This window comes from Billgrantia pellis (assembly GCF_008297955.1).
In the GTDB taxonomy this organism is placed as follows: Bacteria; Pseudomonadota; Gammaproteobacteria; order Pseudomonadales; family Halomonadaceae; genus Halomonas; species Halomonas pellis.
Genome location: NZ_VTPY01000005.1, coordinates 65,608 through 78,385 on the forward strand (window position 1 = coordinate 65,608; position 12,778 = coordinate 78,385).

Annotated in this window: 13 protein-coding genes; 9 read left to right on the plus strand and 4 right to left on the minus strand. The window is 64.4% G+C overall.

Going from position 1 to position 12,778, the window contains the following annotated elements:
- Positions 1 to 13 precede the first annotated feature (13 nt).
- The 6 genes from F0A17_RS13450 to F0A17_RS13475 all read left to right on the plus strand — a co-directional run bounded on the left by F0A17_RS13450 (position 14) and on the right by F0A17_RS13475 (position 6,077).
- Complete coding sequence (locus F0A17_RS13450; protein ID WP_149328873.1) at positions 14 to 850, plus strand: MOSC domain-containing protein; 837 nt, start codon at positions 14 to 16, stop codon at positions 848 to 850.
- On the plus strand, positions 847 to 1,044 hold the full coding sequence (locus tag F0A17_RS13455; protein WP_149328874.1) for a hypothetical protein: 198 nt from the start codon (positions 847 to 849) through the stop codon (positions 1,042 to 1,044). Before F0A17_RS13450 ends, F0A17_RS13455 begins: the two co-directional genes overlap by 4 nt.
- Positions 1,045 to 1,263: 219 nt before the next feature.
- Complete coding sequence (locus F0A17_RS13460; RefSeq protein ID WP_228716910.1) at positions 1,264 to 1,617, plus strand: DUF488 domain-containing protein; 354 nt, start codon at positions 1,264 to 1,266, stop codon at positions 1,615 to 1,617.
- A gap of 175 nt (positions 1,618 to 1,792) precedes the next feature.
- On the plus strand, positions 1,793 to 3,211 hold the full coding sequence (gene trkI / locus F0A17_RS13465; protein WP_228716927.1) for a TrkH family potassium uptake protein: 1,419 nt from the start codon (positions 1,793 to 1,795) through the stop codon (positions 3,209 to 3,211).
- Between the two features lie 222 nt (positions 3,212 to 3,433).
- The gene (cls, locus tag F0A17_RS13470; protein ID WP_149328877.1) at positions 3,434 to 4,903 is read left to right on the plus strand and encodes a cardiolipin synthase; all 1,470 of its coding nucleotides are present in this window, start codon (positions 3,434 to 3,436) and stop codon (positions 4,901 to 4,903) included.
- 106 nt (positions 4,904 to 5,009) lie between these two features.
- Positions 5,010 to 6,077, plus strand: coding sequence for a L,D-transpeptidase family protein (locus F0A17_RS13475; protein WP_149328878.1), 1,068 nt, complete (start codon positions 5,010 to 5,012; stop codon positions 6,075 to 6,077).
- A 6-nt stretch (positions 6,078 to 6,083) separates the two neighbouring features.
- Here the strand turns inward: F0A17_RS13475 and F0A17_RS13480 are convergent, their stop codons facing one another.
- The 4 genes from F0A17_RS13480 to F0A17_RS13495 are packed head-to-tail and all read right to left on the minus strand — an operon-like array spanning position 6,084 to position 9,630.
- Positions 6,084 to 6,719 carry a response regulator transcription factor gene (locus tag F0A17_RS13480; RefSeq protein WP_149328879.1) on the minus strand — a complete coding sequence of 212 codons (636 nt, stop codon included), beginning with the start codon at positions 6,717 to 6,719 and terminating at the stop codon, positions 6,084 to 6,086.
- Positions 6,716 to 8,296, minus strand: coding sequence for a PAS domain S-box protein (locus tag F0A17_RS13485; protein WP_149328880.1), 1,581 nt, complete (start codon positions 8,294 to 8,296; stop codon positions 6,716 to 6,718). Before F0A17_RS13485 ends, F0A17_RS13480 begins: the two co-directional genes overlap by 4 nt.
- Positions 8,296 to 8,955: a 2OG-Fe(II) oxygenase gene (locus tag F0A17_RS13490; protein WP_149328881.1), complete on the minus strand. Its 660-nt coding sequence runs from the start codon at positions 8,953 to 8,955 to the stop codon at positions 8,296 to 8,298. The genes F0A17_RS13485 and F0A17_RS13490 overlap by 1 nt, the downstream gene beginning before the upstream one ends.
- Before the next feature lie 12 nt (positions 8,956 to 8,967).
- Positions 8,968 to 9,630, minus strand: a complete 663-nt coding sequence (locus F0A17_RS13495) for a CoA pyrophosphatase (protein ID WP_149328882.1) — start codon at positions 9,628 to 9,630, stop codon at positions 8,968 to 8,970.
- A gap of 70 nt (positions 9,631 to 9,700) precedes the next feature.
- On the opposite strand from F0A17_RS13495, the gene F0A17_RS13500 reads away from it, so the two are divergent.
- The 3 genes from F0A17_RS13500 (at position 9,701) to F0A17_RS13510 (ending at position 12,714) form a co-directional block, all read left to right on the plus strand.
- On the plus strand, positions 9,701 to 10,258 hold the full coding sequence (locus F0A17_RS13500; protein ID WP_149328883.1) for an NUDIX hydrolase: 558 nt from the start codon (positions 9,701 to 9,703) through the stop codon (positions 10,256 to 10,258).
- A gap of 55 nt (positions 10,259 to 10,313) precedes the next feature.
- Entirely contained in the window at positions 10,314 to 11,273 is a 960-nt protein-coding gene (locus tag F0A17_RS13505; protein WP_149328884.1) for a sugar-binding transcriptional regulator, read from the plus strand.
- A 136-nt stretch (positions 11,274 to 11,409) separates the two neighbouring features.
- Entirely contained in the window at positions 11,410 to 12,714 is a 1,305-nt protein-coding gene (locus F0A17_RS13510) for an ABC transporter substrate-binding protein (RefSeq protein ID WP_149328885.1), read from the plus strand.
- Positions 12,715 to 12,778 lie beyond the last annotated feature (64 nt).

Here is a 12,778-nt window from a genome sequence, read left to right on the forward strand (position 1 = left end):
GAGGAGAATCGAGATGCACATCACTCAGCTCAACGTCTATCCGGTCAAGTCGCTGCGCGGCATTTCACTCCAGCAGGCGGCGCTCGGCGTGCGGGGGCTTGCCTTCGATCGTCATTGGATGATTGTCGATGACGTGGGGCGTTTCGTCACCCAGCGCCAAATGCCGGCCATGGCTCGGATCACCGTCACGCTCGGAGCCGATAGGCTGATTCTCGAGCACCCCGATGCCGAGCCGCTGCGCATCGAACTGTCGCGCGACGACCAGCCGCGGCTGACCGCCTATGTCTGGGAGTCCGCCTGCCAGGCGTTGGACGAAGGCATCGAGGCGAAGACCTGGTTGGCCGGTGTGCTGGGCGACTGGCGCGGCAGTGGGTTGCGCCTGGTGCGTTTCGCCACCGAGGAGCGGCGTGCCGTGGAGCCCTATTATCTGCAGGGAGAGGAGGCCCATATCGCCTTTGCCGACGGCTACCCTTTCCTGATCGCAACGGAAGCCTCGCTCGCGGCGCTCAACAGGACGCTTCAGGCCAAGGGGCTCGAGGCACTGCCGATGAATCGCTTCCGACCCAACATCGTCGTCGCCGGGACCGATGCGTTCGCGGAGGATGGCTGGGACTCGCTCGGCACGGCGGACGGACGCTATCGAATGGGACTGCGCAAGCCCTGCCAGCGCTGCAAGATCACCACGGTCGACCAGGCCAGAGGCACCATCGCCGTGCCCGGTGAACCGTTGCAGACGCTAATCGAGATGAAAACCCAGCCGCGGCGCCCCGGAGCGTATTTCGGCCAGAATGCCACGCTGCTGGAGGGGGCGGGACAGACCATCGCGGTGGGGGATGCGCTCGGCGCATGAGCGGTATCAGGCTCTCGCCAGGGCGCCCGCATGAAGCCACCCCGGCCAACGAGCGGGCCAACATCGCCGATCCCCGGGACAGGGAGCTGGCCGACCCGATCATCGAGTCGCAGCGCGAGGAGATCGCCGGAAGGACAATGCTGGTCGAGGATCTCGACGATGAGCGATGCCATCCACTGTGGCGAGAGCGGTAATGCCCGCGTCGGAGCATAAAAAAGCCCGCTGGAGCGCGGGCGTAAGCAAGGGACTCACGACTGCTGTGCAGGAACTGGCGTGAGTGATTCTCAATCTAGCGCTCTTTAGGTATGAGTGATGTCAGTATTTCGCGTGCCGTGATGTAAGCGATTGCCTACACGGGGCATGAGGTCCTTGCTGCGCTACCTGATGACACCAAACCATGGAGGCGCGTCATCGTGAACATTACCTTGAAGCGTGCGTACGATTCGCCGGATTCCCAAGACGGTCACCGCGTGCTGGTCGACCGTCTCTGGCCACGCGGCCTTTCCAAGGAACAGGCGCGCATCGATGCCTGGCCGAAGGAAGTCGCGCCGAGCGATGAACTGCGCAAGGCTTTTCATGACGGACGGCTCACCTGGGGCGAGTTTCGTCGTCGCTATCTCGGTGAACTCAAGGCCCATCGCGACGTCGTGCGCGACCTGGCGGCCCGCGCAGGACGCGAGCGTGTCACGCTCGTATTCAGCGCCAAGGACGAACGACGCAATAACGCCGTGGTGCTGAAGCAGTACCTGGAGATGCTACGGCGCTGAATCACATATTCGCATCGCGGAAATTAGGTTTTTTCCGGGCGGCTATGTTTTCATACCTTTCGCCATATTGGCTGAAGGGTGACGGCGCTCAATGGGGGCGATCAACGGGAATCAGTGGGACCTTGCCCACCGCCTGAGATATCAGTGGGACAACTGGGCGCCGGTCTTGAAGGTGATGGCGGTATTGTGGCTGGTATTGGCCCTGTTCATGGCCCTGCCATGGGGCGTGCTGGTCATCGAGCGCGACCCCGATGCCCGAGCCTTCGGTCTGTCGATGCTCCTGGTGCTGGCGGCGGTCGGTACGGTATGGCTATCGACTCACAAGACGGTCATCGAACTCAAATCCTGGCAGATGTTCGTGCTCACCACGCTCAGTTGGGTGACGATCAGCGGCTTCGCCAGTCTGCCCCTGATACTGGGAGCGCCTCAGCTCACTCTCACCAATGCCGTTTTCGAGTCGGTCTCGGCCATTACCACGACAGGCTCGACCATCCTGGTCGAGATCGAGTCGCTGTCCGACGGTCTCAAGTTGTGGCGCGGCATCATGCAGTGGCTGGGCGGGATCGGCATTATCGTCATGGGCATCGCCATCCTGCCTTTCCTCAAGGTCGGCGGCATGCGCCTGTTCCATACCGAATCCTCCGACTGGTCGGACAAGGTCATGCCGCGCACGGGGGGAATCGCCAAGGCCACGTTGAGTATCTATTGCGGGTTCACCCTGCTGGCGGTACTGATCTACTGGCTTGGCGGTATGACGCCGCTGGATGCGGTGGTGCACGGCATGACCTCGCTGGCGACCGGGGGATTTGCCAATTCGGACGCCTCTTTCGGTGCCTACGCCGATAATCCGTTCCTGCTGTGGATGGCCAGTCTGTTCATGCTGACCGGTGCGCTACCCTTCGTGCTGTATATCCGCACGCTGCGTGGCGCCCGTTCCGCGCTATGGCGCGACCAGCAGGTGCAGGGCCTTTTGTTCCTTCTGGCAGTGGTCATACTGGGATTGACGCTCTGGCGGGTCTGGCTCGGCACGCCGCTCTTCGAGGCGCTGACACAGGTCAGCTTCAACGTGATTTCGGTAGTGACGACCACGGGCTATGCGTCGGACGATTACAGCCTCTGGGGGCCGCTGGCCTACGTGGCTTTCTTCTATTTGACCTTCGTGGGGGGATGCAGCGGTTCCACCAGTGGGGGCATGAAGATATTCCGCTTCCAGGTGGCGGCCATGCTGCTGCGCAACCAATTGCGCTTTCTGACCCACCCCAGCGGAGTCTTCGCTTCCCGCTACAACGACCAGCCTCTCACCGACGACGTCACCCGTGGCGTCGTGGCGTTTTCGTTCTTCTTTTTCCTGACCATAGCGGGGCTGGCGCTGGGGCTGTCGCTGATGGGGCTGGATCTGACGACGGCCCTCTCGGGCGCCGCCACGGCGGTGGCCAACGTTGGCCCGGGACTCGGGGAGATCATCGGACCGGCCGGCAACTTCGCGCCGCTGCCCGATGCGGCAAAATGGTTGCTCTGCCTGGGGATGCTGCTGGGGCGGCTCGAGATTCTCACGGTATTGGTGCTGCTGACGCCGATGTTCTGGCGCAAATGAGCGGCCGGGTGGCTAGCCACCCATCTGTACGGTGTGGCAAGGACCCCAACCCGCAGGGCAGACCGGTCGCTTGATTGATCTTGCCATGTCCTGATCGACGACAATGGTGACCGAGCCCCACGCTCCGGCACTGACCGAGTGGGCCGCTCGTGAGGGTGCGACTTGAGTGCCTTGAAACGCCATGGAACACTGTTCGTTTGAGGCGGGTCGGAGAGTCACAACATGACGCACGAACGGTGCGAGGTGCATGGGAACGGAAAGGTCAGGCGTCGCAGGTGGGGCGCTTTCGCCATTCTCGTGACCGTATCCCATCTGCTCGGGGCCGTGTCGTCGTTGGAGGCGCTGATGACCAGCCGCACCTCGGCGGGTGCCATTGCCTGGATCGTGTCCCTCAACACCATGCCACTGGTAGCCGTGCCCACTTACTGGATCTTCGGACGCAACAAGTTCGAGGGCTACATCACGTCGCGGCGGGATGACGACCTGCGCCTGAGCGAGACCCTTGAGGAGGAACTCGAGGCGCTGCGTACGGGCCACGCCGCTGCCATTCCTGACGGCAGCTATCTGGCCGGTATCGAGGACCTCGCCCGGCTGCCGCTGCTGGAAGGCAACGACCTGACGCTGCTGATCGATGGCGAGCAGACCTATCGCAGTCTTCTTGAAGGCATTGATGCGGCGGAAGATTACTTGCTGGTGCAATTCTACATCGTGCGGGATGACGATATCGGCACGGCGTTCCAGCAGCGCTTGATCGAAAAGGCGCAGGAAGGCGTCGACGTTTATTTCCTCTACGATGAGATCGGCAGCTACGCCCTGCCGAGCGATTATCTGCGCGCATTGCGTGAGGGAGGCGTCAAGGTGCAGCGTTTTCCCTCCACCCGCGGCCCCGGCAAGCGCTTTCAGCTCAACTTTCGCAATCACCGCAAGGTAATGGTGGCCGACGGCGAGCGGGCCTGGATCGGCGGTTTCAATCTGGGCGACGAGTACTGGCAAGGGCATGAGGAGCTGGGTCCCTGGCGGGATACGCATCTCGCAGTGGCAGGGCCGGCCGCGCTGGCGCTGCAACTGGTCTTTCTCGAGGACTGGCTCTGGGCCAGCGACGATATTCTCGAACTTGCCTGGGAGCCCGTCACGACCGAGCGTCAGGCGCCCGTGATGATTCTGCCATCGGGGCCAGCGGACCGGTTCGAGACCGCAAGCCTGATGGTTCAGCAGGCGATCCATGCCGCCAAGGAGCGGATCTGGATTTCCAGTCCTTATTTCGTGCCCGATGATGGGGTCCAGACGATGCTCAAGCTGGCCGCACTCAACGGCATCGACGTGAGAATCCTGATCCCGGAGCGGCAGGATAACCTGCTGCCGCGTTATGCCACCTACGCCTTTCTGGGTCCCATGCTGGATGCCGGCGTGAAGATATATCGCTATCGAGGCGGGTTCCTGCACGGGAAGTCCTTCGTCATCGACGACGCCGGGGCCGCCGTCGGGACCGTCAACCTTGACAACCGTTCCTTCCGCCTCAATTTCGAGGTGACCGCACTGGTGATGGAGCCCGACTTTGCCCGAGAAGTGGCGGCCATGTTCGAAGAGGATTTCTCTCGCTCGACCCGTATCGAGCAGGAAGCGATCGCGGAGCGCCCACTCTGGCATCGTATCGCCGCACGCGGCGCCTATCTGTTCGCGCCGGTACTGTGACGTTGGACGCGAGGCAGGCGGTGACTGTCGAAATGCATGCGGGCCGAATAGACTAGGCCCTCGCTCAAGGATCCCCCTGAAGGTGAAAAGGCAAGAGGCAATCGTTATGACGCACTATGGCGTGGCTGGGCAATGTCACCGACCGCTGCGGCGCCTGGCATGGCTGCCGCTCCTGCTAGGCATGCTGTCCACTGTGCTGCTGTCGCCGAGCGTGGCATGGTCCGAGGAGAATACGGAACCCCAGGAGGCCGAGTGGCCCAAGGGGCACTATCCGCTGCCCGAGCAGGGCGACGTCGTGGGCGAGCGCTATACCGTCGAGGCGCGTGAGGAGCAGACGCTGCTCGACATCGCCCGTGAGCACAACGTGGGCTACGAGGAGATCCGGCGCGCCAATCCCGAGGTCAGCGTCTGGATGCCGGGTGAGGGGACCGAGGTGGTGATTCCCGGTCGCTTCATCCTGCCGCCGGTCGAACGCAAGGGGATCGTGATCAACGTCGCCGAGCTGCGTCTCTATTACTATCCGGAAGTCGGGGAGGGCGAGACGCCGCGGGTGGAGACCTACCCGATCGGCATTGGCCGCGAAGGCTTCGATACGCCGCTGGGCAGGACCCAAACCACCATGCGATTGAAGAACCCGGCCTGGTACCCGCCGAGCTCAGTGCGTCGGGAGGCGGCGGAGCGGGGGGAAGAGGCGCCCGCCGTGGTGCCTCCCGGGCCGGACAATCCGCTGGGCAGCCATGCCATCATGCTCGACATACCTGGTTACCTGATTCACGGCACCAACAAGCCGGACGGCATCGGCATGCGCGCCAGCCGCGGCTGCATCCGCATGTTCCCCGAGGATATCGAGTCGATCTTCGAGCGCGTACCCGTCGGCATGCAGGTCAATATCGTTCATCAGCCGATCAAGGCGGGTTGGGATGGTGATACACCCTACGTACAGGTTTATGAGGCGCTGAAGGAACAGGAAGCCGGCATGGCGGCATTGATGGAAACTCTGGCTCTGCTCGAGCGTAGCGACGACGAGCCCAGCGTGCCGCTGAACTACGAGAGACTGCGCGAGTTGCTCGAGTCGCCGAACGGCCTGGTGGTGGCTCTCGACGCTACCGCGATGCCCGAACCCGAGCCGCAAAAGGAAGAGGGGTCTCGGCTGTGGGACGAACTCGCCGTCTAGCGAGGTTCAGCGTTGGGGCAGCGGATCGACCAGTCCCAGCGCCACGCAGATCCGCACCAGCTCGGCCAGGTTCGCGGCGTTCAACGCCTTCATGGCGCGCAGGCGATAGACCTCCACGGTCTTGGCGCTGACGTCGAGATGGGCGGCGATCTCGCGGCTGGTCATGCCTTCCGCCACGTGCACCAGGATGCGTCGTTCCTTGGGGCGAAGGGCATCGTAGCGGGCCCGCAGGTCATCGATCCGCGCGCGTATCTCGCCTAGCCGCTGATGCTCGGCCAGGGCCTGCTGCACGGCATCGATGAGCTGCTGTTGGTTGAAAGGTTTCTCAAGGAAATCGAAGGCGCCGGCCTTGAGTGCCGCCACGGCCATGGGCACGTCGCCGTGGCCGGTCATGAAGATGATCGGCGCGGTATCGCCGCGCTCGAGGAGCCGTTGCTGAACCTGTAGGCCCGAGAGCCCCGGCATGCGCACGTCGAGCAGCACGGCGTCGCAGGCGTCGTGGCCCGCCGCCAGGAAGGCCTCGCCGTCGGCGAAGGCGCATGTGGCGAGCCCCACGGAATCAAGCAGCCAGGCCAGGGAATCGCGCAGGGCTTCGTCGTCGTCGACCACGGCAATGCAGGGGGAGGCGGGAACATCGGTCACGGCTGGCTCCGGGGGGGGACGCGGCGATGGGCCGGGGGCGGTTCGGTCTGCAGTGTACCCGCAAAGGTAGCGCCGTCGGAACCGCCCTCCAGGACCAGACTGCCGCCCATGGCTTCCATCAGCGAACGGCTGATCGCCAGCCCCATGCCCAGGCCATCGGGGCGGTGGGAATGGAAGGGAGCGAAGATCGTCTGGGCCTCGTCGGCATTGATGCCGGGCCCCCGGTCGCTGACGTGAAAGACCACCTCCCGCGGGCCGCTGTGCATCGCACGGAGCCGCACCTCGGTAGCCTCGGGCCGATCCCGGCTTGCCTCCAGCGCATTGAGCAGCAGGTTGATTAGCACCTGTTCCAGGGCGACCGGGTCGGCGAGTACGCGTGGCAGTCTCTCCGGCAGGTCATGCCGCAACGCGACCCGAGCCTGCTGGAACTGCCATTCGCACAGGCGACAGGCGGCGTCGACCACCTCGCGCAGGGTGATGGGGCGCGGTCGGGTCTGGCCCCTGCGCACAAAGGTGCGAATATGACGCAGCCGCTCGCCCAGACGCTGGACCTGTTCGTCGATGCGCTCCAGGGGTAGGATGAGTTCGCTGGCAGGTCGGTTCGGCGTGGCGTGCAGCTGCAACAGCGCGCCATGGGCATAGTTGGCGATGGCGGCCAGCGGCTGGTTGAGTTCATGGGCGATGTTGGATGCCAACTCGCCGGTGGTGGCCAGGCGGTTGGCATGGGCGATCTGTTCCTGGTGGCGGCGTGCCTGCGCTTCGGCGGATTTGCGCAGTTCGATGTCGCGGTTGAGCAGCGACAGGTGATCGGGCTCCGCTCCCGGCCCGCGGTGGGCCAGGACGACGCTGAGTACCGGTATGGACCCCTTGGGCCCGGGCATCTCCAGCTCGCCGCTCCAGGAGCCGTAGCGAGCCACGGCGGGCAGCACGACGTCGCGCAAGATCGCCAACGAAGCCGGCGAGTAGACCTGCTCTAGCCGGGTGTCCAACCCCTCGCGTGGCAGACCCAGCAGGCGCCGGGCGGCCTCGTTGGAATAGAACACCCGTTCGTTGCCGTCGACGAACAGCACGTAGTCGGTCGTCGATTCCACCACCCGGGCCAGGCGTTCGCGGTTGGCTTCGGCGCGGATACGCCGCCCCACGTCGCGGGAGACGCAGAGAATATCGAGCAGTTCTCCGGAGCGCGGGTCGCGGCGGGTGCGGCTGGTGGTTTCGAACCACACGTAGTGACCGTTCTTGGCGCGGAAGCGGTAGGTTTGCTGGTAGAAGCCGTCGCGGTAGTAGACCCGTGGCGACTTGTTGAGCAGATCGGCAAGATCCGACGGATGGAAGAGATCGTAGGCCGATACGCCGATCAGTTCCTCGGGCTCGTAGCCGAGCAGCTCGCGAGCGGCCTGAGAGGCATACAGAAAGGTGCCGTCGCGGGCATGGCGCGAGATCAGGTCGGTAGTGCTCTCGGCAAGCCATCGATAGTGGCGCTTCTCTTCATCAAGAACGGCGACCCGGGCCTCGAGCTCGGCATTGCGCCGCTCAAGTTCGGCCAGACGGGCCCGCAGGTTCCGGTCGTCGGTTCTCATCAGCGCGCCGGATCCACCAGGCCACCCAGCGAAGCGTTGCGCCGGAACCAGCCGGCAATGCTGGCGCGCGGCAGCCGGGTCGGCAGTACCTCGTGGGGCACCGTCTCGGAGAGAAAGCAGGCGAAGTTGCCTGCCTCGGGATGTACCCGAGCCACTTCCCGTTTCGGGTCGTCGACGGCGAAGATCGCCATTTCGCCGCCGCCGTCCGCGGGCCAGTCGGGGTTGAGATAACCCACCGTGGAGACCACGCGGTTGGCGCGCCCGCGAAAGCTGTCGAGATGCTTCTTGTAGAAAGCCCCGGGCGGGTAGTGGGCGAAGTGGGCCTCATATTCGAACAGCCCGAGAAACAGTGCCTGGTTCAGCTCACGCTGCAGCTCGCCCATGGCGTCGAGGTAGCGGCGCTGGGCCAGGCTCCCGCGGTCGAGCCAGCGGATGGCATCGCCGCGAATGTCGCGGCGCAGCTGATGCCCATCACCACGTCCGATGCCGGCGGCTGCCAGGGCGTCGCGCTCGGCCATGTCGGTCAGTTCCCGGCAGAGCGCCTGGCACAGCTCGGTATCGAGAAAGCCTTCGCCGACGTACCAGCCCCGTTCGACAAGAGCGTCGACCAGGTGGGGCAGGGCGCTGACCTTGAAGGCTGGCCGTTGCAGATGCGACATGCAGGGCGCTCCTCAGCGATGGGAAGGGGAGCCGGGCAGACGCGTCTCGGTTCGCGTGCTGCGCAGCAGGCGCTCGGGAAAATAGCACAGGCGGCCGCTAGGCGGTTCTTCGAAGAGACTTACCGGGCAGTCGAAGCCCTCCGCCAGGAGCTCCACCAGCATCATGGCCGACAGCCCCCAGATCACTTGGCCGTGGGTATGGTAGCTGGGAACGTAGTGGGGCCGGCCGTTGACCGGGATCACGTCGGTATGATGACGGCGATCCTCCAGGAACAGCATCAGTGGCACCTCGAAGATGGCATCCAGCTCAGCGAGGTCGGGTGCCAGAGGCAGGTCCGCAGGGATCAGGCCCACATAGGGAGTGACCCGTATGCCGTGCAGCGAGATCACGTCCGACAGCTGACCTAGCAGCTCGACCCGCTCCGGCGGCAGGGCGATTTCCTCGTGCGATTCGCGCAGCGCGGTGAACAGCAGGTCGGGATCGGCCTCCTCGCGCTTGCCGCCGGGGAAAGCCACCTGGCCGCTATGGGTATTGAGATGCCCTGCCCGGCGAGTGAAGAGCAGTGTCGGCTCGGAGCGATCGACGATCGGCAGCAGCACCGCCGCCTGCGGCATGTCGAGCTGCAGGCGGCGGGGGGCGTGCGCTTGCAGGCGCTTGCGAAGTTTCTCTAACATGGAGTTTCCATTGAATTTGGTTCCTTCTACCCGGGCGTCTTCGCCATCGTCAAGCCTGTCAGGGAGACCCATGAACTTCTGCAGCCACTGCGGCCAACCCGTGCGTTTTGCAATCCCGGCGGGGGACGATCGGCCTCGATACCTGTGTGACGCCTGCGGTTCGGTTCATTACCAGAATCCACGCATCGTGGCCGGAACGCTGCCGGTGAGCGGTTCGCGGGTCCTGCTCTGCCGCCGTGCGATTGCGCCGCGCAAGGGCTACTGGACGTTGCCGGCGGGGTTCATGGAGAACGCCGAGACGACCGTCGAGGCTGCCGCCCGCGAGACTCGTGAAGAGGCTTGTGCCGAAGTCAGCATTCATGGGCTCTACACCTTGATCAATCTGCCGCATATCAACCAGGTCTACATGATCTTCCGCGCCGACCTGACGGGCAGTTTCTCCGCCGGGCCGGAGAGCCTGGAAGTGGCCCTCTTCGAGGAGCACGAAATTCCCTGGGACGAGCTGGCCTTTCCCACCATCGAGCGTACCCTGCGTCATTTCTATGCCGACCGTGATGCTGCGGCTTTCCCGCTGCATATCAGCGATATTACCGCTGAGGATCGTGAGCGCTACTTTGGCTCGGCATGATGGGCCCAGCATGACGGGGGCTCCGCCTGATCGGCAACGACAAGGGATACGCGACGTGGACAAATTCGAGCGCAAACTGGACCAGGCGGCGCGAGCCGCCTGGCTCTCCTACGTGGGCGGGCGCACTCAGGACGAGATCGCCAGCCAGCTCGGTGTATCACGCCCAGGCGTGCAGCGGCTACTGGCCCTGGCACGTCAGGAGGGGTTGGTCAAGGTGCATATCGACCACCCGTTGGCCAACTGCATGGTCATGTCGGATGCGATACTCCAGCGCTTCGGCCTCGAATTCTGCGATGTGGTACCCGGCGATCCCGAAACTCCCGACAGCAGCGCCCACTACCTGGCGGTGGCCGGGGCCGAACGCGTCGCCCGTTTGGTGGAGCGCAGCGAACCCTTGACCCTGTCGCTGGGCACCGGCCGATCGGTGCGCGCCACGGTGGAGTCGCTGAGTCGTATCGAGCGCCCGCAGCATCGCTTCGTGTCGCTGGTCGGTAACGTCGCCCGTGACGGCTCCGCCAACCGCTACGACGGGGTGATGGTGCTGGCCGACAAGACCGGCGGCGAACGTTTCCTGCTGCCGGCACCGGTCGTGGCGGGCTCGGTGGAGGAAAAGGAGGCGATGCTCGGCCAACGGCTCTTCCAGGCTATCGTCGAGGTTGCCAAGGAGGCCGAAGCCGCCTTCATCGGGGTGGGGCGCATCGATCGCCGAGCCACGTTGTTCCAGGATCATTTCATCAGCGAAGCCGAACTCGAAGAGCTGTTGACCCGCGAGGCCGTCGGCGAGCTGCTCGGCTGGCCGCTCGACCAGGCTGGCGAAGTGATCGATTGTTCGATTACCCAGCGCGTCACCAGTCTGCCTCTGGAGATGTTTCGCCACCAGACGCTGGTGGCGCTGGCGGGGGGGCGTGACAAGGGCCCCGCCATTCTCGCCGCCCTGCGAGGGGGCTGGCTCAAAGGGCTGGTCACCGACGAGAACGCCGCTCGCTTCATCCTCGATAGCGAACGCTTGGGCTAAAGTCTAACGTCACTTTCTTTGCCTTTTCTCGATTCGCATCCGATCATTTGATCGACTAGTGAGTAAATGATCAGTCATGTTGCTCCACCCTACAACAATCAGCCCGACGAAGGGCAGCATCGAGAGGAGCCAAGCGATGAAGCTCACGCGCGCCATTCCCCTGGCCAGCCTTGCCGCCGCCGGTGTCGTCAACGCCGAAACCATCACCGTGGCGACAGTCAATAACAATGACATGGTGATCATGCAGAGCCTCACCGAGGCGTTCGAGAGCGCTCACGCCGACATTGAAATCGACTGGGTGGTGCTCGAGGAGAACGTGCTGCGCCAGCGCCTGACGACCGATATTGCCACCGACGGCGGGCAGTTCGACGTATTGACCATCGGCACCTACGAGGCCCCGATCTGGGCCGAGCGCGGCTGGCTGGTGCCGCTCGACGACCTGCCCGACGACTACGACGTGGACGATTTGCTCAAGCCGGTGCGCGACGGTCTCTCTCACGACGGCACGCTGTATGCGCTGCCCTTCTACGCGGAAAGCTCAATGATGTTCTATCGCACCGACCTGTTCGAGGAGGCCGGTATCGAGATGAGCGACCAGCCCACCTGGCAGGAGGTGCGCGAATGGGCGGGTGCGATTCACGACCCCGAGAACGGCGTGGCCGGCATCTGCCTGCGCGGTAAGCCGGGCTGGGGCGAGAACATGGCGTTCCTGTCCACCCTGGTGAACACCTTCGGTGGACGTTGGTTCGACGAGGGGTGGAATCCCCAGCTCGACTCGCCGGCCTGGCAGGAGGCGATCCAGTTCTATGTCGATCTGATGAACGACTACGGGCCGTCGGGCGCCAGTTCCAACGGCTTCAACGAGAACCTGGCGATGTTCTCGCGCGGAAAGTGCGGCATGTGGGTCGATGCCACCTCGGCGGCGGGCAAGCTGTTCAATCCCGATGAATCGGAAGTGGCCGGCGAGCTGGGCTTCGCCCCGGCGCCAGTCGCCGAGACCCCAAAAGGCGCGCACTGGCTGTGGTCGTGGGCGCTGGCCATCCCCAGCTCATCCGATTCGCCCGAGGCGGCCCAGACCTTCATTGCCTGGGCCACCGGGCAGGACTATATCGAGCTGGTCGGCGAGCGCGAGGGGTGGACCAGTGTGCCGCCGGGTACTCGGAAATCGACCTACGAGAACGAAAACTACCAGCGCGAGGCACCGTTCGCCGGCTTTGTGCACGAGGCAATCAACAGCGCCGACCCCACCGATTCGACCCTGGAACCGACGCCGTATCAGGGCGTGCAGTTCGTCGGGATACCCGAGTTCCAGTCGATTGGCACCCAGGTCGGCCAGACGATCGCGGCGGCCCTGACCGGCGAGACTTCCGTCGAGCAGGCGTTGGCCTCGGCCCAGCGCGCCACCGAGCGCACCATGCAGCGCGCCGGCTATCTCGACTGACACGCGCCCGACCCTGCGGCCGGTGCGTCGTCCCGGCCACTTCATTCCTCCGTTGCGGTAACTC

Excerpts from the sequence above, each read along its gene's own strand:
- F0A17_RS13450 (WP_149328873.1), top strand. The coding sequence starts at position 14 with ATGCACATCACTCAGCTCAACGTCTATCCGGTCAAGTCGCTGCGCGGC.
- F0A17_RS13455 (WP_149328874.1), top strand. The coding sequence starts at position 847 with ATGAGCGGTATCAGGCTCTCGCCAGGGCGCCCGCATGAAGCCACCCCG.
- trkI (WP_228716927.1), top strand. The coding sequence starts at position 1,793 with ATGGCGGTATTGTGGCTGGTATTGGCCCTGTTCATGGCCCTGCCATGG.
- cls (WP_149328877.1), top strand. The coding sequence starts at position 3,434 with ATGACGCACGAACGGTGCGAGGTGCATGGGAACGGAAAGGTCAGGCGT.
- F0A17_RS13475 (WP_149328878.1), top strand. The coding sequence starts at position 5,010 with ATGACGCACTATGGCGTGGCTGGGCAATGTCACCGACCGCTGCGGCGC.
- F0A17_RS13485 (WP_149328880.1), bottom strand. The coding sequence starts at position 8,296 with ATGAGAACCGACGACCGGAACCTGCGGGCCCGTCTGGCCGAACTTGAG.
- F0A17_RS13490 (WP_149328881.1), bottom strand. The coding sequence starts at position 8,955 with ATGTCGCATCTGCAACGGCCAGCCTTCAAGGTCAGCGCCCTGCCCCAC.
- F0A17_RS13495 (WP_149328882.1), bottom strand. The coding sequence starts at position 9,630 with ATGTTAGAGAAACTTCGCAAGCGCCTGCAAGCGCACGCCCCCCGCCGC.
- F0A17_RS13500 (WP_149328883.1), top strand. The coding sequence starts at position 9,701 with ATGAACTTCTGCAGCCACTGCGGCCAACCCGTGCGTTTTGCAATCCCG.
- F0A17_RS13510 (WP_149328885.1), top strand. The coding sequence starts at position 11,410 with ATGAAGCTCACGCGCGCCATTCCCCTGGCCAGCCTTGCCGCCGCCGGT.